Genomic DNA, 18,704 nt, shown 5'->3' on the forward strand with positions numbered 1-18,704 from the left:
CCGCCGACATCGACCAACTCGCCCGAGCCGTCAAGCGCAGCCTGAAGAGACTCCAGTACCGCCCTCACCTCATCGACGGATGCCTCGCCACCACCTGCCTGATCATGGATGGCTGACCAGATCTCAGACCGACATCACGAATTCAACTTCAGTAGCGAGCGGCCTCTCATACAAGGCAATCGCACGAAAGTTGTTCCTCAGCGACATGACCGTGAAATCCCACCTGCACCGGCTCTACGCCAGAATCGGCGCACAGAACGGGGCACACGCCGTCTACCTGATGCACGCCCTGAACGAACTGCCGACACGCCACCCCTGCCCGTGCGACAGGGGCGGCGCCACCCGGTGACCCGCACCGGCCGCCTGCACCGTGGGGCCGACCGGGCCCGCCCGTTGACCGGCCCTGTCACCGTTGTTCTCGCACCCTGTCCAGAACCTCCCGGGCTGCGGGTACGTGGGTGTGCGGGGTCAGCTGTTCGGTGAGCAGGGTGATCCGTTTGGCGACCCGGTCGGAGGTCACGCCCGTGGATAGGTCGATCACCCGGGTGGTCTCGGCGGCGGCTTCCTCGACCTCGCCGGCGTCGAGGAGGGCTGCGGCGAGCCAGGAGCGGTAGAGGGCGCTCTCGCGGGCGTGTTCGTGGTCGTAGCCGCTGATGACCGCTTGCAGGATCGGGACCGCGCGCAGGGGGCGGTGGAGTTCGGTCCAGACCTGTCCCTGCATCACCAGGGACTCGGCCCTGCAAACCCAGTACAGCCAGTCCGGTTCCTCCCGGGCGTCCGGCTGGTGGGCGTCGTGGGCGTCCTCGACGCGGCCGAGGGCGGCGGCGGCCTCGTGTTCGCGGCCCGCCAGGCAGGCCGCCCAGGCGGCCCGGTCCCAGATCATCGCGCGTTCGCGCGCGCTGGCGTACGGCGCGGCGCCGACGGCCGCCGAGCGGGTCAGGACGACGCCGTGCTCGGGGTCGCCGGTGGCGGCCAGCAGGTAGCCGAGTCCGCCGAGGTTGAGGCCGCCCAGGCCGCGGTGGCCGGCGGCCTCGGCGGCGTGGACCCCGACTGTGTAGGCGCGCTTCGCCTGCTGGTTCAGTCCGGCGTCGGCGGCGACCCAGCCGGCGAGCTGGGCCTGCTCGGCGGCGAGTTCGAGGAGCTGGCGCCCGGTCTCCTCGGTGTAGGACGCCTCGCGCAGCACGTTGACGGTCGCGCGCAGCTCGCGCGTGACCTGGGCGATCAGGTCCAGGCCGCCGAGGTAGTCGTCCATGCGGCGCAGGGCGTTGGTGCGGATGCGGACTTCGGTGATGAGGGAGTCGCTGACGCGGCTGCCGGCGCGCTGGTGGAGGATCTGCGGGGGTTCGCTGATCAGCCAGGCGTGGGCGAGCTGCCTGACGGTGTCGGGTTCCACCGGGCCTGAGGCGTCCAGCATGTTCAGCAGCGTATCCGCCTGGGGGCGGTCCCAGACAGCCTCCGGCAGGCCAAGTAGCGGGTCGTTCTCGCAGGCGTGCGACGGGCCGGTCGCCATGGCGGGCGGGCACAGGAGCGCGGCCGTGTCGGCGGGGAGCCCGAGGACGTGCAGGAGGTGGGGGAGCCAGGCCTTGGGCGCGTGTCTGCCGGTCTCCCACTTGTAGATCAGCGCGCCGTCGCAGGTGGTCAGGCCCGCCCGGGTGTTCAGCTCCCTCGCGAGTTGCGGTCTGCTCCAGCGAAGTTCCCGGCGGCGGTCCCAGATGATCCGACCGAATTTGGATGCGCCGGCTGTGACCACGGATCTCCCTTCCCGTGCGTGGATGAATAAACCCTTGCATAGACCGCGACAGCGGCGCCGGTAAATTAGAGATTCTTCGTCCGATCTCCACGAGGCCTACCAGCGGACTTCCGCGTGCATAGCCGGATGCATAGCGGCACGCACTTCCCGGGCCTATCGAGCAGGGCATAGCTTTCCGGTCGGCGGGCCAGACGGCCGCCGGAATCTCACCTGACAGGAGCCTGGTCATGGACCGGTCGAAGTCCCAGATCGCCGCCGCAGCGGTGTCCGACATGGAGGACGCGCAGGTCATCGACGCCTCGGGCGTCGTGCGCATCGAGGACGTCGAGAACGAGGAGTAGTCCTCACCGGCGTCCGCGCTTCGGCGCAGTCCCGGGGGCAACGGGTGCTGGGGCACCTGCTGCCCCCGGGGTAGATCGGCCGGGAGTGCCCTGCGCGCGGTAGAGGGAAATCACCCACCTGAAACCACGCCGAAAGGCCACTCCCGGCCTTTCCGGAATGGAAGGCTTCGGAAATTGATCCATGCTTTTATCGGGCCGACCCTTAACCAGGCCGACCTTATGCCGGAACAACGATTGGTCCGCGTGCATCCCCCCGTCCGGCACGGGGACCTGCGCGGCCCCGCCATCGGCGACCGGGACACGGTGGTGATCATCGACGGGCTGTACCACCAGACACCGGCCCTACGGCACAAGGAGATCCTGGCCGCGATGGGCCGCGGCGTGACAGTGGTGGGCGCCGCCAGCATCGGAGCACTGCGCGCAGCGGAACTGCAGCCGTACGGGATGATCGGCGTCGGAGCGGTCTTCCGCGCCTACCTCAGCGGCGAGATCGACGGGGACGACGAGGTCGCCGTCGGCCAGGAACCGGCCGGCCGGCAGCGCGCCCTGACCTGGCCGCTGGTGAACCTGCGTCACGTCCTGCGGATCGCCCGGGACGAAGGCGCCGCCGACGAGCAGACCTGCACGGGGCTGCTGGACGCGCTGCGCTCCGTCTACTACCCGCAGCGCTCGACCGCGGCGGTCCTGGCGGTGCTGCGCCGCGAGGGCGCGGCACCCCTCGCGCACTGGCTGAGGCTCCGGCGGGGCGACAACCCGCACTTCGGGGACGTGAAGCGGCTGGACGCGCTGGAAGCGATCGGCGCGGCCGTACACGGAGCCCTCCCGCCGGCGCCCGGCCGGGTGCCGGACGGGGCGTGGGACACGGGCTACCACCGCCGGTGGGTGAACGAGGCGGCCGTCGAGGACACCGGCGCCCGCACCCTGGACCGTCTCGCCTACCAGCAGCTGTTCGACCCGGGCTTCGCCGGGCGGTGGACGGCCTTCCTGGAACACCGCTCGCGCCAGGGCGGCGACGGGCCCGGGGCGCCGCTCGCCGAGCGCCTGGCCCGCGTCGCGGGCGACGGCGACCAGGTGCCGCCCGCGTGGGCGGTGTTCCACCCGGTGCTCGACCTGAGCGACCGGCCGACGGTGCAGGTGCTGCTGGCCGGCGAGACGGCGGCCGACCGCGCCACGCTCGCCCGCTACGCGACCCGCAACAACGAGATGGCCCGCGCCCACCCGGGCTTCCGTCCGGAGGCCGTGATGGACGGCGCGGCACGCCGGGTGCTGCTCCAGCTCTGGAAGGCCGACGCCGGGCAACTGGACGGTGAGGCGCTGTCCCGCGGGCTGCGCAGCGGCCAGCACGCCGTCGAGGCGATGAAGACGTTCCTGATGGGTTTCCTCGCCGACGTGCGAGCGGCCCGCCCCGAGCAGCCGGAGGTGGCCGGTGCCCGCTGACCGGATCGAGCTGGACGGAACCGTGCGGGCCCGCCCGCCCGAACAGACCTGGGCTCTGCTGGCCGGCCGGCTGTCCGAGTTCGGGATCACCCGGGTCGCGCGGCTGACCGGCCTGGACTACCTGGGGCTGCCGGTGTGGACGGCGATCCGGCCCGGCGCGAGCACCCTGTCCGCATCGCAGGGCAAGGGCGCCACCGACACGCTGGCCCGGATCTCCGCCGTGATGGAGGCGATCGAGCTGTGGCACGTCGAGCAGCCGATGCCCGCCGTCCTGCACGGCCCGGCTCGCGAGGTGGGCTCGCCGTACGACCTGGCCGACCTGGCGCCCCGGCTCGCGCACCCGGCTCTGGAGCGGGTGACGCTGGACTGGACGACGGGCACCGCCCTGGGCTCCGGGCACACCGTGCCGGTGCCGCTCGACCTGATCCGCCGCAGGCCGCGCCGCCCGGACTGGGAACCGGATCTGTTCCGGGCCACCAGCAATGGACTGGCCTGCGGCAACACCCGCGACGAGGCCACGCTGCACGGCCTGTTCGAAGTGGTGGAGCGCGACGCGCTGTTCACCGACGAGACCGAGGCCGGCGCCCGGCGCACGCTCGTCGACCCGGCCTCCGTCGAGGACCCGTACTGCCGGTCGCTGATCGACCGGCTCCTCGCCGCCAACGCGCTCCTGGAACTGGTGCTCGTCGCCAACACCTACCGGGTGCCGGTATGCCTGGCCTACCTGTGGACGGAGGACTACCCGGCGACGTTCGCCGGGGCCGGCTGCCACACCGATCCGCACATCGCCCTCTCCCGGGCCCTGACCGAGGCCGCCCAGTCCAGACTGACCTGCATCACCGGCACCCGCGACGACCTGCCCGGCCACGAACCGGCCCTCGACACCGAGCCGCCCCGGCCCACCCTCGCGGGAGAGCTGTCCGACTGGACCTCCCTGACCACCTCCCCGCCCTCGACCGGCACCTTCGCCGACCAGGTCGACCGGCTCGCCGAGCGCATCACCCACGTCACCGGCCACCAGCCGGTGCGCGTCGACCTCTCGGCGTCCGGCGAGCCCTTCGCCACGGTGAAGGTTGTCGCCCCGGGCACCCGCTCGCGCATCCGCCGCTCCGTCCCCCGCTGACCCGAGGAGTCGCCGCCGTGCCCGCACCCCCGCCCGCCCTCTCGCCCGACGAGGCCACGCTCCAGCGCGGCTACAACGCCCTACACACCGCCCGGACCGGCAGCGACCTGACAGCACGCCTCTACGCCCTCGCGATGGGCGACGCCTACCCCACCGAGATCGCCCCGACCAGCTCCTGCGACTGGCCACTGGTCGCCACCCTCATCGACCGGCTCCGGCTGCAACCCGGGCAGACCCTGGTCGACCTCGCCTGCGGAACCGGCGGCACCGGCCTGTGGCTCGCCCGCGCACTGACCGCCCACCTCGACGGCATCGACATCTCCGACACCGCCATCGGCCTTGCCACCGCCCGCCGCGCGGCCTTCGTCGCACCCGACCGCGCCCGCTTCACCGTCGCCACCCTCCAGGCCACCGGCCTGCCCGACACCCACGCCCACGCAGCCATCTGCATCGACGCCATCAGCCACGCCACCGACCGCACCACCGCCCTCACCGAACTCCACCGCATCCTGCACCCCGGCGCACGCGCCGTCCTCACCCGCGCGCTGCGCCCCGAGGCCGAACCCGGCTGGACCGAACAGGTCCAGCACGCCGGACTCGTCGTCGAGCACATCGAGGAACGGCCCCACGAACCGCGGATGTGGGCCCGCCTCTACCAGCTCTGGCAGGACCACGAGGCCGAGCTGCGCCGGGAACTCGGCGACGCCCAGACTGAGAACATGCTCGCCGAGGCCGCCCGGACGCTGCCCACGCTGGACGGCCGCCGGGCCGTCGCCCTCACCCTGAGACGGCCCCCGGCCTGACCGGACGCCCGACTGGGGCCGGGTAGGCTGCCCCCACCCGCCCGGCCGGGCAGGGGATGACCACCACAAGGGGACGACATGACGACGGCGGCAGTGCTCTCCGCAGGCTCCTGGGGCACCGTGTTCGCGGCCGTGCTGGCCGACGCCGGTACCGACGTCACCCTCCACGCCCGGCGTCCCGAGATCGCCGCCGAGATCAACACGAGCCACCGCAACCCCGGCTACCTGCCGGACGTCGACCTGCCGAAACGGCTGCGGGCCACCACCGACGCGGCCGAGGCACTGGCCGGCGCCGACTTCGCGGTGGTGTCGGTGCCAGCCCAGGCCCTCCGGGCCAGCCTCACCGCCTGGGCACCGCTGATCGGCCCGCACACCGTGCTGGTGAGCCTGATGAAGGGCATCGAACTCGGCACCGCCAAGCGGATGAGCGAGGTCATCACCGAAGTCACCGGCGCCGGGCCGGAGCGCGTCGCGGTGGTCAGCGGGCCCAACCTGGCCATGGAGATCGCCAACCGGCAGCCCGCCGCCAGCGTCGTCGCCTGCGCGGACGACCAGGTCGCCCAGCGCCTCCAAGCAGCCTGCCACACCCCGTACTTCCGCCCCTACACCAACACCGACGTCATCGGCTGCGAGCTCGGCGGCGCCGCCAAAAACGTCATCGCCCTCGCGGTCGGCATCGCGGCCGGCATGGGACTCGGCAACAACTCCCAATCCCTCCTCATCACCCGCGGCCTCGCGGAAACCGCCCGGCTCGGCGCCGCACTCGGCGCCGACCCCCACACCTTCTCCGGCCTCGCCGGCATGGGCGACCTCGTCGCCACCTGCACCTCCCCGCTCTCCCGCAACCGCTCCTTCGGCGAACTCCTCGGCCGCGGACGCTCCGTCACCGAGGCGGCCGCCGCGATCAGCCAGACCTCCGAGGGCGTCAAAACCTCCGAAGCGATCCTCGACCTCGCCCGACGCCACGGCGTCGAGATGCCCATCACCGAGACCGTCGCCCGCCTGGTGGCCGGCGACGTCGACCTCGACAAGGCCACCACGTTGCTGATGGAGCGCCCCACCAAGCCGGAACGGCACGCCTTCCCGCACTGACCCCCAGGGCCCCGCCGTGGGCGGGCGGTACAGGTGGCCGGCCCGGCCACCTCCCCACCCGCCCGCACCCCGAAGGGGGCCGCCGTGCTGATCCCGTTCCTCCAACTCGCCGCCACCACCACCCTGCTCGCGTGGATGGCCGCCGCCGGATTCCGCCAACGCCCCCACGGCCAGTGGCTCAGCTGGACCATGTTCTGCTACGCCACCTTCACTATCGTCCCCGTACTGCGCGGCACCAGGAGCGTCCGCACCGAGGACGTCGACATCTACACCGTCCTGCCCCCGGGCAGCTTCGTCGTCTCCCCCGCCCAGCTCGCCACCGTCCTCGACCACCTCCAGGCCACCGGCTTCGAGCAGCTGGAGGGCCAGGTACGCGTCCTGGACCGCCACGGCGACGAGCACACCCTCACCGTCAGGAACGGCCGTGTGGATCGCTGACGCCATCGCCGCCGCCTTCCGGTACCCCACCGACGAGGCCCGCTTGCAGTGGTTCCGGATCGCGCTGGGCCTCGCCCTGGCCGTCCGCTTCCTCCTCGCCCTCGGCCACGGCGGCTGGAACCGCCTTACGCCCGGCACCTACAGCGCCTTCGCCCTCACCCGCAGGCACGGCGCACGCCAGGCCCGCCGGATCGCCCGCGCCTACAAGCCGGTCCTGGCCGCCCGCCCCGCCGCCGCCCTCGCCCTGGCCGCCGGCGTCCTGCCCCGCCTGTCCGCCCTGCTGGTCCTCGCCGCCCTCGCCTACGAACTCACCTACGCCAAGAGCCCCAACACCCTGCGGTTCGCGATCCTGATGACCACCACCCTGGTCCTCGCCGGAAACCCCGGCACCGGCTGGCCCGAGCACCGCCTGAGCACCCACAACACCTGGGCCCAGGTGCTGGCCGTCCTCGTCACCACCGACCTCTACTGGAACAGCGCCTGGCAGAAAGCCCGCTCGCCCCAGTTCCGCACCGGCCTCTACCTCGCCCAATGGGTCCACGTGTACGCCCAGGTCAAAGACCGGCTCCCCAGCGGGGAACACCTCATCCCGGGCATCGTCCGCCGGCACCTGGGCGACCTATCCCAGCGGAGCATCCGCGCCTGGCGGCTGGTGGCAGTCACCGTCATCGCCCTGGAGATCCTGCTCCCGCCCGCCCTGCTGATCGAGCAGACGAGAACAGCCGCGATCATCGCCGGGATCGCCCTGCACGTCGGGTTCTCCGGGCTCAAGCCCCGCCAGCTGATCGCTTTCAGCACGGTCACCCTCGCCAGCTACATCCTGTTCGCCGGGGCGTGACACGACATCGCCTGTCGTCAGGCCGGACCGTCCAGGGGGTGCCCCGTCCACTCCGGCACAGGCTCCGGGTGGAGGATCTCGTCCACCACGGCTCCGCCCAGGCCGGCCACGGCAGCCACCTCCTCCTCGTCCATACCCGCCGCGACAGCCGCCGCCACCAGCCCTGCACGGCGACTGGCCAACCGCTGCGGATACTCGTCACCCTCCAGGTAGCGCGTGCGCCAGGCCCCGGCAGCGATCTCCGCCCAGTACGTCTGACCCCGGCCCTTCGGCACCGGGTCCGTGAAGTGCGCCGGGCAGCGGCTGCCGGGACCGGCCGGCGCAGGTTCCTGGCACTCCGGGTGCCCGCACAGCTCCAGGATCGCGATCCCGAACAGCGGATCACCACCACAGAGCACCCGCAGCGACGGACCGCGATCGCTCTCCGGGCACCGCAGCACCACCTGGTCCCTGAGCGGCCAACCGGTCTCAACCACGAACGGGCCACGCTGCTGTCGACTCGGGCTCCACCACTGACAGATGTGCCCGGCCACCGCCAGCGCCACCAGCGGGTGCCACCTCACCACCGCGCCCGCGTGCTCCGACGTCGGGAACTCCAGTACCACCGCTGTCGGGTCCCGGTCCGTGCCGGCCTGCTCGATCGACTCCATAGCCACCCGGATCAGGTCTCGGGTCAACACCGTTTCCACCACTGCCTCCTGAGGGCATACGGACAAGCCGCGCTCGCACGGCACCGAACCGGCCGGTTCGGCATCCCTTCAGGGCTGATGAGGGGACAGCGTCACCGCCGCCCACAGGCCACAGCGTAGCGGCTACTCGTCGGGGGCCGGGAAGTCGACCGGCGGCCCTGGACGTCGGCAAGGGCGAGCACCACGGAATCGCCGTCACCCGGGCCGGCAAGCGGGTCTTCGACAAGCGGCTGCCGAACAGCGAACCCAGGATGCGGGCCGTGCGGGACAAGCTCATCGCCAAGCACGGCACCGTCCTGGTCGTGGTCGTGGTCGACCAGCCCGCCTCCATCGGCGCCCTGCCACTGGCGGTCGCCCGGGACGCCGGATGCCGCGTCGCCTACCTGCCCGGCCTGACGATGCGCCGCATCGCCGACCTCTACCCCGGCGAGGCCAAGACCGACGCCCGCGACGCCTTCGTCATCGCGGACGCCGCCCGCACCATGCCCCACACCCTGCGCGGCATCGAGCTCACCGACGAGACCATCGCCGAGCTGGAGATGATCGTCGGGTTCGACGACGACCTCGCCGGCGAGGCCACCGCCTGCGCGGCCTGCTCACCCAGATCCACCCGCACCTGGAACGCGTGCTGGGTCCGCGACTGGACCACCCGGCGGTGCTGGCCCTGCTGGAACGGTTCGGTTCCCCGGCCGCCCTGCGCAGGGCCGGACGCCGTCGCCTGCTCAACGTCGCCCGGCCCTTGGCCCCGCGCAGGTTCGAGTGCCTCGGCGAAGACATCGTCACCGCGCTCGACGAGCAGACCGTCATCGTCCCGGGCACCGAGGCGGCCGCACTGATCGTGCCGAGCCTGGCCGGCTCGATGCGGGCCGTCCTCGACCAGCGCAAGATCCTGGAGAAGCGGATCCAGGAACTGCTGGACGAGCACCCGATCTCGAAGATCCTCACCTCCATGCCCGGCATCGGGACCAGGACCGGTGCCCGCGTCCTGATCGACGTCGACGACACGAGCGCGTTCCCGACAGCCGCCCACCTCGCCTCCTACGCCGGCCTCGCCCCGGCGACCCGCAGTTCCGGTTCCTCCATACGCGGCGAGCAACCCTCCCGACGCGGCAACAAGCAGCTGAAACGGGCGTTCTTCCTCGCCGCGTTCGCCTCACTCGGCGACCCGGCCTCCCGCGCCTACTACGACAAGAAGATCGGCCAGGGCAAACGGCACACCCAAGCCCTCCTCTGCCTGGCCAGACGCCGGGTCGACGTGCTGTTCGCCATGCTCCGCGACGGAACCCTCTACGAGTCCCGGCCGGCCGAAGCGGTCAGCTGAGCCGCGGATCCGCCATCAGCACCACACGATCGGCCGCGGGGTCGAACCCGAGCACCGGGTTCCCGTAGTCGCCTTCGGCTGTCATGACCACCGGCTTGCCCAGCCTGCGGCCCACAGCGGTGAAGAACCCGCACAGGACGTCCACGCCTTCCTGGCCCTGCAGCTCGCGAAGGTCGACATCGAAGTCGATCTCCTCGGCAGACATCGGACGGAAGATCGCCAGCATGGCTGGGACCGGCCAGACCTGCAGATTGACCGTCTCTGCATCAGCCGGACGCGACAGCACCTCCACCACGGGAGGCAGCGGCACGGCGACGCGGCCCTCCGAGTACTCCCATGTCCACCCGCTCGACCGAACCAGGTCGAACACCGCCTGCCAGTCCTCCACCGAGGTGCCTGCCACGCACACATCCGGCAGAGCACCCATCAGGTCAGGGTCGAAGAAGTTCCTGACGTCGTCCCATAGCAGATCCGGCATCCCGCCATGCTGCCCGCCAACGCCCCCGATCGCAGCCTGATTTTCTTGACGAACCCCATAGAGGCACCCCCCCCGACCACCGAGCCCGACCGGCCCCAAACACCCACGTCAGGATCCGATGCGCACCAAACCCGGATACACGGCGCAGCCCGGCGATACCCGGCAGAGCGAGCCGACCGTGCTCGGGGGTTCACGGCCGGCCCGTTCCGGGGGTGCCCCACGACCACACCGCCTGCCCGCCATGCTGCGCCGTACGGAGCACCCTGCGGTCAGTGGTCACCGTCGTGCTGACTTTCGGGCTGGTCACCGGGTCCGCCGCGCCCTGCATCACGATGCGGCCCCACGACGTGCCACCGCCCATGTCGGGCGGCAGTGGCTGGGCCGGCTCGGGAAGACGGACAACGGCGTCGTCACGGTAACCACGCTCTGGGCGGATGAGCGCCTCTACTATCCGCTACACGCGGTGCCCTACACCCCGGCCCACCACTTCCCGAGGAAGCGCAACGACCCCGACTTTCACACCAAGCCGCAGCTCGCCACCGACCTTGTCGGCCAGGCCCAGCGGGCCGGGGTCACGTTCCGGGCGGTGGTGGCGGACTGCGGCTACGGTGACCACGACGAGTTCCGACACACCCTGCGCGAGGCCGGCCTGCCGTTCGTCATGGCCCTCAAGCCCCGCCGCGGTACCTGGGCCTACAGGGACCAAGCGCACACCCCGGTCGAAGCGGCACACGCCCTGACCTGGACAGATCCCGAGCACCCAGGCGAGTGGACGCCGGTTGTCCGCACCTTCCGCGACGGGCACACCGAGACCTGGTGGGCCGCCGACGCCCGCCTCGGAGCATGGGGACCCGACGGATGGACCCGCCTGGCGGTGGCCACCGCGCACCCCGGCACCCTGCCGGACAAAGCCACCACACGCCACCGCCGGTACCGCGCGAACAGCACCTTCAACGGCTCGACCCCCAGCCGTCGGCGGGCCCGGCCGATCGCGGCGGTCGTGGGCACCCGCCACGACCGCCGCCCGTCCCCGAGCCCCTCACCCAGCAGCCGGGCGACCTCCTCGTAGCCCTGCCCGAAGAACAGGCACATCGCCAGCACGAAGTACACAACCACCCGCGCCGGCAGCAGACGACTGCGTTTCTCACCCCGCCCGGTCTCGGCGATCACCTCATCGACCAGCCCCGGCGGGAACGCCCGGGTCAGTACCCCGATCGCGATCCGGTCCGATATCCGCTCACTCGCAGGCGCCTTGACCTGCCCCACCCTCGCCACACCACAACCAACGAGACACCGACCACAAAGTCACCGGCATTGGGCCTAAGCCTGTCGGCCACCCGTCGTGCTGCAGTCCGGGGCGACGGAGGCGAACCCGGTGGCGTACTGGGTGGGGATAGGGCCACCGGCCAGGCGGCGCAGGTGTGTCTCGGCGGCGACCTGGGCCTTGACCTCGTGGCCTCGGGAGGTGCGGGGCAGGGCTTCCATGCAGGGCCGTACGACGTACGTCAGCAGGTGCCGGTGCCAGGACGTGCGGAGGTCCTCGGGGTCGTGGGCGACCGCTACGGTCTCCAGCAGGCGGCTCCATGCGGTGCCGCCCGGGTCGGCGACCTGGTTCCCCCGGGTGAATCCGGTGAGCTCCTGCTCGGCGGCGGCACGGTGCATGGCGCGCTCGGCCATGGCGGGCATGGCGGCCGCCCACGCGAGAAGGTCACGGCGTCGGGGGTCCGTCCCTCGCCACAGTCCGGCCCGGCCGATCGGCGCCGAGGCGGCCGGGATGCCGGTGATCGTGGTCTGGTGTTTTGTGCCGTGGGTGACGGCGGAGACGGCCAGGCTCAGCTGTGTGTCGTCGGGGACGTCGCCGCGCTCGATGGCCGCGCGCAGGTGCCGCAGGACGAGGGGTCCGCCTCTGGAGGACATCAGCAGCACGCCCATCCACGGCGGGACCAGACCGGACTGGTCGACAATGTGCGCGGGGGCGATGGTTCCCCTGACTTTCGGGGTGCGCCAGGCGGTGAGCGGGTCGAGCGCCTGCTGGGACTCCCACCTGCTCTGGAGCCGTTCGCCGTCGTGCCAGGCGACGGCGACGGTGGCGCCGTCGTCGTCCGCCCGCAGGCGCATGGCGCGTGCCGGCCAGGTCCACAGGTCCAGCCGGCCGGCGGCCTGCCGTTCCTTCCCGATCGCCGGCGGTGCCGGATCCCGTTCCCATACGGGCAGGTCCCCCTCGGCGCGCGGCTGCGGCGGCAGGTTCAGCAACAACTGGTCCTTGAGGAGGAGGTGTCCGTGGACGGAGACGTGGGCGCTGCCGGCCACTGGCGGGACCGGCGCGCCGTAGGTCAGGCCGCCCCCGGGGGCGGCTTTGAGGCTGGACACGTCGTACCCGAGCAGGACCAGCAGTCGCAGGGCGGCCGCCGGCGCGGGCACCGCCGAGCCGCCGGGCCCCGTCTCGTCTCGCGCGAACCACTGCCGGCCGGTCTGGCTCATGAGGTAGGAAGGGTGCAGGACCTCGGGGCCACGCGCGCACTCCGTCAGATGGCCGCTCTGGAAGGCCGGGTAATGCGGGTCATACAGGTTGAACCGGGGCGCCCACCGGTCGAAGTAGGCGCAGATGCGGGCGGCGTCGAGTGTCTCGGCCCGCCAGGCGTGCTGCCACTCGGCGGTGTCGCCGGGCCCGGCGGCGGCGTCGAAGGCCGCCAGCAGCACCCGCAGCAGCACCGCGAGTTCTTGACCGGGGACCAGCTCCAGGCGCAGGCGGTGGGCCCGGGCCAGGGCTTCGCGCAGCCCGACCTCACGGTAGGTATCGGTGTCCAGGTCATGGACGGGCACCCAGCCGGACTCGGAGAGGTTGAACGACGACGGCAACGGCTTCTCCTCAAGACTGGGGCGGGCCCGGCGGGGCCCGCCCTCACGGTCGACGGTCAGACGCAGTGGGCGGCGGCCAGCGGGTGGCGGCCGCCCCGCATCGCGGCACCGGCCTGCTCGGCGCTCGCCCCGGCCCACACCTGCACCCTCCAGCCGCCCAGCTCGACACCGGGGCAGACCAGGTGCCCGGACAGCAGCGCGTTGGCGAGGGTCTGGGCGCTGCGCGCCTGGAGGCCCAGCTGGAGGACGTCGCTGCGCAGTTCGGTGTCCGGGGTCCCGCGGTCGATGCGGTAGGCGGCGTACCAGTGGGTGCCGTAGCCGGGCACGCCTGGCACATCGGTCTCGGCGGCGGGGATCTCCCGGTCGTCCGGGCCCGTGTCGAAGGTGGTGGTCATCCGGACCGTCTCCAGGTACTGGTCCTCGGCCTCGGCCTGGCTGCCGGTCTCCTGGACCTCGTAAGAGTCGTCGTCCCAGTAGACGAGGGCTGTCGTGGGCTCGCCGGTACCGGGCCGGGGATAGGTGACGACCTCGATCCGGCACAGGTCCGTACCGTTTCTGTCCGTCCGCAGCGTGCGCCGCACGACGTCGACACGGCCCTTGTCCAGCAGGGTCCGGACCTGGTCGGCGTACTCGTCGGAGACCTCAACGCCGTCATTGCTGCTGATCACGGTGCGCATCGTGCTGTCCTTCCACCGGCGGGCTCGTCCCTCCGGAGTGGTCCGCGGAATGAACTGGGCAGTGGGCAAGGAGAACTGGTGAAGAGGTAGGCCGGTCGGCGACCGGCCCCGGCGCAGGGCTCAGGTGCTGGACGTCCGTCTGTAGGGTCTGCTGGCCTGCGACTACGCGAGGGGCTGCGCGGGGGCTTGCGCCCGGCCGTCGACGGTTTCGATCCAGGAACCGGTGCGCCGGTAGCGCAGCCGTTCCAGGACGGCGTCGCGGGCCCGGGCGGAACAGGGGCACCTCGCGGTGGTCACGGACCTCGAAGTCGTCGGCCAGGACGACACCCTCGGCATCGCGGATCTCGGCGGTCTCGCTCCGGCCGATCAGCTCGCCGGCCGGGAAGGAATAGAAGTGTGCAGTCAGCACGGTGATCCCTTGAACTCGGGTTCGGACGTTCCGGGGACGGGGGCTTCGCGCGCCGGCCCGCCTGGTCGGGTCTGTCGCGGGGCGGATCAGGCGGTCCAGGTGGTTCCCTTGCGGATCTCCTGAAGGGTGTCCCGATGGACGTCGAGACGATGGGCCACCTGAACCCACGTGAGGTCCCGGCCGCGGCCGTAGAGCCCTTCCTCTTCCGCTCGTCTGATCGCGTCCCCGAGGTCGGCCTCGCAACCCGCGAGGGCCGCGACCGTGTCCTGGAGCACACGGCGACGCAGTGCCTGATACCGGATCACCGCCTCGGTGCCGTCCGCCTCCGTCACCGGGGACACTTGCGCGGCGTAGGCGGCGAGGATCTCCGCTGCCCGGCGGATGGCCTGGCTCCGGCTGTCGACGGTCAGCAGCACCGACTCCCGCTCGCCGAGGACTGCCGCGACGGCGTAGGTGTCGCTGTCCTCCGTGAGCGGCGCCACGCGGACGATGGCCGCCCTGTCGAAGGACACCCAGTCATAGGCGACGTCCTCAGCCAACCGGTAGTAGGCGGCGACACCGCCGGCCAGCACCGCCCGGGCCTCGTCCTCGTCCTCGTGCAACGAGAACGCGAGGTAGTTGTCGTTGACACTGTCGTTGGTCGCAACGACCCACCACGTGCCGACCCGTGCCATGGCCAGGCCCAGGTGCTCCTCGGGAAACCAGATGTCGTCCTCGGCTGGCTCGAACCGCTCGCAGAAGTCGTCCAGGCCCTGCCCGACACACAGGGCCAGGTAGATCCTGGCCTCGGTTGCGTAGCGCGCCAGGGCGGCCAGCCCTTCGGCGGATACCGCCCCGTCCGGGAGGTCGGCGGCCAGGTCCAGAGCCGCCTCGATGGCCTCCTCCCTCGAGTCGTGGGTACTCCACTCGACCTCGCCAGCGATCCGCGAGACGCAGTACGTACCCTCCCCGTACTCCTCGTACGCGACCGTGGCGATGAGAACGTCACCGGCCTCCCACCGGAACGCGCGTCCGCCCTCCTCGAAGGGGTCGGCGCGCTCCCAGACGAGCTCGACCAGATCCCGATCGAAGAGCTCCTGCGCCTCGGCCTCGGAATCGCACAGGACCGTCCGCTCCCCCGAGTGCCAGATCCAGCCGCCATCGACCTGCACCGTGACCAGATGGGAGGGATAGCCGTTGGCCATTGTGCCGATGTCGATGTGCCGAGATGCCCCAGCGCTCGGGGCGGCGAAGTCGAGGCCGACCGCCTCGGCCTCGTCCCGGCTGAGATCACGCGCAGCCATCACACCCTCCAATCAAATGACGGACTATCCGTCACTCGTAGACGGTAGCACCCAACCAGGGGTGGTGCGGCATTGAATGACGGAATATCCGTCATTGGAGCCTCGAAGAGGTCACGGCGCTCGCTCCGGCGCCGCCGGAGCCGGAGAGCTCCTTGACGATCTCGGGGAACCCCTACGACCCACCACCCGGAGCAGCCTTGACCGTCAAAACTTCTGGCCCCGGCTCGCAGATCACGTGAGGATGCCTTCATGCGCTTTCCTCGTGCCTCCGGCCCCAAGCTTCTCGACGTCATCGATCGCTACGTCACACCAGCGACACAGGGTGTCGGGCGCTACCTGCACCTGCTGCACGGCAACTTCGCGCGCGACGACGAGAGTGAGCGCACCCCCTTTCTCCAGTCCCTGAGTGCCGCCGCCCGAGAGATCACCGACGAAGAACTCGGGATCCTGTTGGAGAGCGAATGGCGCTCCCGACTCACGGCCGCCTGGTTGATCGGCTTCGACCGCCGCGAGCACTTCCGCGGCGTCCTCGGCGATCTTCTCCTGGCCAGCCAGCTCTGCTTCGCCGGCCAGGGCTACTGCATTGCCCTCGCACGCTTCGGCGCGGACGAGGACGCCCAGCACCTGACGGCTTACCTGGACCGCTACCTCCGACGGCCTGACTGCCAGTACGACCAGCACTGGGCTATCAGCGCGCTCCTCCACATCGACAGCCGTACCGGAAGCGAATACGCCGCTCGTTTCCTGGCTCCCGGCGGCCTCTGGCACCAGTGGAACGAGGCCCAGTACAAGCCATCGCCGCCAAGCCGGTTCATCGACGAACTGTGCGCTCTTGCTGCCGAAGACGCCGTCGAAGGCTCCAAATCGGCGCCACAGGAAGGGGCCTGAACCATGACCGAACCGCAGATCGTGCCGATGCCCGGCCAGGTCTGGGGCCTGGCGGCACCGGATACCGGCGGGCCTATCTTCGTCACCAGCTACGACGGAAAGAACCTGTGCACCACCGTGCTCACCGCCGTGGATGTGGCCGGAGAAGTCTTGTGGCGCCGCGAGTTCGACGGACACCCCGGTCGGCCGCGCGTCAGTACCAGCGGATCCGTATGGGTCGCCCATCGCGGGCCGACAGGAGCCGTCCTGACCGAACTGGACGCCGCCGGCTCGACCATGGGCTCGATCACGCCCGAACACGAGCCCCATGAGCGCCTCGGTTCGTTCGCGGTGCTGCCCGACGGCATCTGCGCGTCCTGGCTGCCCGCCGAGCGGAACCGCCCCGTTCCGGCTGGCCGCCACGCACGGGTCGCACGCCACCGGGAGGACGGCTCGGTGCGGTGGTCGACACCGGCCGTGCTCGACCAGTTGTCGTTTCCGGGCTGCATCGAGATCAGCGCCGAGACGAGTTGGGAAGCGCGGCCTTCGAAGCCGTGGGCGCCGCAGACCATAGAGGCACACCACTGGGAGCCGTTGCTGGTCGCCGGCCACCGCATCGCCGCGACGTTCGCCGACGGCAGGAGCGGCATCGCCGTCACGTTCTTCCTGGACACCACCACCGGTCGGCTCATCGCCGCGAGCCCTCCCGGGCCCAGCCACCACAAGGCGATCGTTGGACCCGGCGAGTTCCTCATCGGATCCCAGGGCTACGGCGCGTTCAGCACAGCACAGTACGACTCCGCCGGCACCGTCGTGCGGGAGTGGCCAACGCACGCGATGCTGCTGGTCGACCGACACGGCGCCATCAGCGGCCCCGAGTCCGAGAACACCACGCCGTCCCGTTCGCGGTTCGTCGGCCTCGAGCCCGGCGGCACAGTGCGCCGCGGACCTGCACTGTCCGGCTACTACACCACCTACCCGGCTCTGGACCACGATGGCACCGCGGTGTTCTGGCAGGACGGCCGCCTGCTCGCGGTCGACACCAACTTCCACATGCGTGAACTGTTCGCACTGGAAGACGAGAAACGCGCGGTGATGAGCAAAATCATGCTCCTCGACAAGGGGCAGGTGGCCTTCGCTCTGCACGACGAGCTCTTCATCCTGCGGTCGACGGGCCTCAGCCCCTTGGACAACGGCGTCTGGCCATGCGCGGACGGTGGTCTTCACGGGAACCCCGTGACACACCAGTAGCGAACTGGCAGTCCAAGGGCGGTCGGAGCCACCGGCACCTCGACTCCGAGACGGGCTGCCCTTCTCCCTATAACAATGATCGGACACTCTGGCGGCCCTCATCTGGGCGACATCGGCCGACGGGCCGTTGATCCTGGTCGCCGAGTCAGCTTGCACACAGTGGCCTGGGGCACCACGCAACTATCCCAACGACGAGGGCGATTACGGGCGAGCCTGCAAGGGTGGCCATAGAAGGCTCTCCTTGTTCTCGACCGGGTGTGACGTCCCGTGGTGACAGCTTGCCGTGCCACTCGGTGGGGCGCGGCGCTGACACCGACACGTGCGATTCCGAGTGCTCGACGTTCGTGGCGCGGTGCACGTGCCGGGGCCGGCTACTCGACGGCCTGGTCGTGGGCGGCGAGCGTGGCGTCGAGACCGGGAACCTCGTTCAGCGTGTGATGGTCAGCGGGATCGTGACCTGGCTGGCGCGACCAGCGCGTAGGACAGCATCGAAGTCGTTCAGCGTCTTGATGGGGCCGGTGATCAGGAGCACGGTAGCCCCGGCGGCGGCGACCAGCTCCGTCCAGCCTGCGGGGACCGGCATCGTGCCGTCATACACCGTGGTGTTCTCGGCTCCGATCAGCAACTCGTTGCGGCCGTCGGCCGTCAGCTTCAGGCTCGCGCGCCATCGGTGATCGACCGGGTCGGGGGTGATCGGCAGGGTCAGCCGGCGGGCGCCGTAGGCGCGTACGACGAACTCGTTGACGTCGGCGCTCAACAGGGTGCCGTCCAGTGCGGTGTGGGCGACAGTGGTGGGCTGGATCATGATGATCGCCGCGCCGGCTCCGGGAATCCGCGCGGCCTGCGCCTCCAGCCCGACTACAAAGGGCTGGGGCGAGGCGCCGGGTCCGGCCGCGGGCTCGGTGATGCGGTGGACCTTGAGGGGCTTGCCGGACTTCTCGCGTCCCATAGTCAGATACTCCTCGGTTCGTCTGGGTGTGTCTTGCACCGGGAAGTCTGGGACGCCCTGCCGGGCCTCGTGCAGCCTTCCGCGTTTGTGGTTCGGGGA

18 protein-coding genes and 2 pseudogenes are annotated in these 18,704 nt (G+C 71.1%); 11 read left to right on the forward strand and 9 right to left on the reverse strand.

The window, feature by feature from the left end:
* Positions 1-79 precede the first annotated feature (79 nt).
* Positions 80-349 (forward strand): LuxR C-terminal-related transcriptional regulator, encoded by a 270-nt coding sequence (locus tag ACIOGZ_RS28270; RefSeq protein WP_400987882.1) that lies wholly within the window; start codon positions 80-82, stop codon positions 347-349.
* A gap of 57 nt (positions 350-406) precedes the next feature.
* Here ACIOGZ_RS28270 and ACIOGZ_RS28275 read toward each other — a convergent pair whose 3' ends face one another.
* Positions 407-1,750, reverse strand: coding sequence for a transcriptional regulator (locus ACIOGZ_RS28275; RefSeq protein WP_400987883.1), 1,344 nt, complete (start codon positions 1,748-1,750; stop codon positions 407-409).
* Between the two features lie 584 nt (positions 1,751-2,334).
* Between ACIOGZ_RS28275 and ACIOGZ_RS28280 the strand changes: the two genes are divergently transcribed.
* The 6 genes from ACIOGZ_RS28280 (at position 2,335) to ACIOGZ_RS28305 (ending at position 7,822) form a co-directional block, all read left to right on the forward strand.
* The gene (locus ACIOGZ_RS28280; RefSeq protein WP_400810989.1) at positions 2,335-3,528 is read left to right on the forward strand and encodes a TfuA-like protein; all 1,194 of its coding nucleotides are present in this window, start codon (positions 2,335-2,337) and stop codon (positions 3,526-3,528) included.
* Complete coding sequence (locus ACIOGZ_RS28285; protein ID WP_400987886.1) at positions 3,518-4,651, forward strand: YcaO-like family protein; 1,134 nt, start codon at positions 3,518-3,520, stop codon at positions 4,649-4,651. The genes ACIOGZ_RS28280 and ACIOGZ_RS28285 overlap by 11 nt, the downstream gene beginning before the upstream one ends.
* A 17-nt stretch (positions 4,652-4,668) precedes the next feature.
* Positions 4,669-5,454 (forward strand): class I SAM-dependent methyltransferase, encoded by a 786-nt coding sequence (locus ACIOGZ_RS28290; protein ID WP_400987888.1) that lies wholly within the window; start codon positions 4,669-4,671, stop codon positions 5,452-5,454.
* Between the two features lie 78 nt (positions 5,455-5,532).
* Positions 5,533-6,546 (forward strand): NAD(P)H-dependent glycerol-3-phosphate dehydrogenase, encoded by a 1,014-nt coding sequence (locus ACIOGZ_RS28295; protein ID WP_400987890.1) that lies wholly within the window; start codon positions 5,533-5,535, stop codon positions 6,544-6,546.
* An 84-nt stretch (positions 6,547-6,630) separates the two neighbouring features.
* The gene (locus ACIOGZ_RS28300; RefSeq protein WP_400987892.1) at positions 6,631-6,984 is read left to right on the forward strand and encodes a hypothetical protein; all 354 of its coding nucleotides are present in this window, start codon (positions 6,631-6,633) and stop codon (positions 6,982-6,984) included.
* The gene (locus tag ACIOGZ_RS28305; protein WP_400987894.1) at positions 6,971-7,822 is read left to right on the forward strand and encodes a hypothetical protein; all 852 of its coding nucleotides are present in this window, start codon (positions 6,971-6,973) and stop codon (positions 7,820-7,822) included. Before ACIOGZ_RS28300 ends, ACIOGZ_RS28305 begins: the two co-directional genes overlap by 14 nt.
* Before the next feature lie 17 nt (positions 7,823-7,839).
* Here the strand turns inward: ACIOGZ_RS28305 and ACIOGZ_RS28310 are convergent, their stop codons facing one another.
* Positions 7,840-8,511, reverse strand: coding sequence for a hypothetical protein (locus ACIOGZ_RS28310; protein ID WP_400987896.1), 672 nt, complete (start codon positions 8,509-8,511; stop codon positions 7,840-7,842).
* A gap of 158 nt (positions 8,512-8,669) precedes the next feature.
* Here ACIOGZ_RS28310 and ACIOGZ_RS28315 point away from each other — a divergent pair.
* Positions 8,670-9,832: pseudogene (locus ACIOGZ_RS28315) on the forward strand (IS110 family transposase).
* Here ACIOGZ_RS28315 and ACIOGZ_RS28320 read toward each other — a convergent pair.
* Entirely contained in the window at positions 9,825-10,310 is a 486-nt protein-coding gene (locus tag ACIOGZ_RS28320) for a hypothetical protein (RefSeq protein WP_400987898.1), read from the reverse strand. The pseudogene ACIOGZ_RS28315 and the gene ACIOGZ_RS28320 overlap by 8 nt on opposite strands.
* 241 nt (positions 10,311-10,551) lie before the next feature.
* Between ACIOGZ_RS28320 and ACIOGZ_RS28325 the strand changes: the two are divergent.
* Positions 10,552-11,082, forward strand: a pseudogene (locus ACIOGZ_RS28325) (transposase); the annotation flags it as partial.
* Here the strand turns inward: ACIOGZ_RS28325 and ACIOGZ_RS28330 are convergent.
* The 5 genes from ACIOGZ_RS28330 to ACIOGZ_RS28350 form a co-directional block, all read right to left on the reverse strand.
* A complete protein-coding gene (locus ACIOGZ_RS28330; protein ID WP_400988169.1) occupies positions 11,004-11,585 on the reverse strand; it encodes a transposase domain-containing protein in 582 nt (193 codons plus the stop codon). The pseudogene ACIOGZ_RS28325 and the gene ACIOGZ_RS28330 sit on opposite strands and share 79 nt — an antisense overlap.
* A 45-nt stretch (positions 11,586-11,630) precedes the next feature.
* Positions 11,631-13,169 carry a type I-E CRISPR-associated protein Cse1/CasA gene (gene casA, locus ACIOGZ_RS28335; protein ID WP_400987900.1) on the reverse strand — a complete coding sequence of 513 codons (1,539 nt, stop codon included), beginning with the start codon at positions 13,167-13,169 and terminating at the stop codon, positions 11,631-11,633.
* 56 nt (positions 13,170-13,225) lie between these two features.
* A complete protein-coding gene (locus ACIOGZ_RS28340) occupies positions 13,226-13,846 on the reverse strand; it encodes a hypothetical protein (RefSeq protein ID WP_400987902.1) in 621 nt (206 codons plus the stop codon).
* Positions 13,847-14,008: 162 nt separating this feature from the next.
* Complete coding sequence (locus ACIOGZ_RS28345) at positions 14,009-14,143, reverse strand: hypothetical protein (protein ID WP_400987904.1); 135 nt, start codon at positions 14,141-14,143, stop codon at positions 14,009-14,011.
* Between the two features lie 198 nt (positions 14,144-14,341).
* On the reverse strand, positions 14,342-15,538 hold the full coding sequence (locus ACIOGZ_RS28350; RefSeq protein WP_400987906.1) for a hypothetical protein: 1,197 nt from the start codon (positions 15,536-15,538) through the stop codon (positions 14,342-14,344).
* 249 nt (positions 15,539-15,787) lie between these two features.
* Here ACIOGZ_RS28350 and ACIOGZ_RS28355 point away from each other — a divergent pair, with 249 nt between their 5' ends.
* Both ACIOGZ_RS28355 and ACIOGZ_RS28360 read left to right on the forward strand, forming a co-directional pair.
* Positions 15,788-16,426, forward strand: a complete 639-nt coding sequence (locus ACIOGZ_RS28355) for a DUF6000 family protein (protein WP_400987907.1) — start codon at positions 15,788-15,790, stop codon at positions 16,424-16,426.
* A 3-nt stretch (positions 16,427-16,429) separates the two neighbouring features.
* Positions 16,430-17,656: a hypothetical protein gene (locus ACIOGZ_RS28360; RefSeq protein WP_400987909.1), complete on the forward strand. Its 1,227-nt coding sequence runs from the start codon at positions 16,430-16,432 to the stop codon at positions 17,654-17,656.
* Between the two features lie 427 nt (positions 17,657-18,083).
* Here ACIOGZ_RS28360 and ACIOGZ_RS28365 read toward each other — a convergent pair whose 3' ends face one another.
* Positions 18,084-18,605, reverse strand: coding sequence for a hypothetical protein (locus ACIOGZ_RS28365; protein WP_400987911.1), 522 nt, complete (start codon positions 18,603-18,605; stop codon positions 18,084-18,086).
* Positions 18,606-18,704 lie beyond the last annotated feature (99 nt).

The sequence above is a fragment of the Kitasatospora sp. NPDC088160 genome, assembly GCF_044741445.1.
Classification (GTDB): domain Bacteria; phylum Actinomycetota; class Actinomycetes; order Streptomycetales; family Streptomycetaceae; genus Kitasatospora.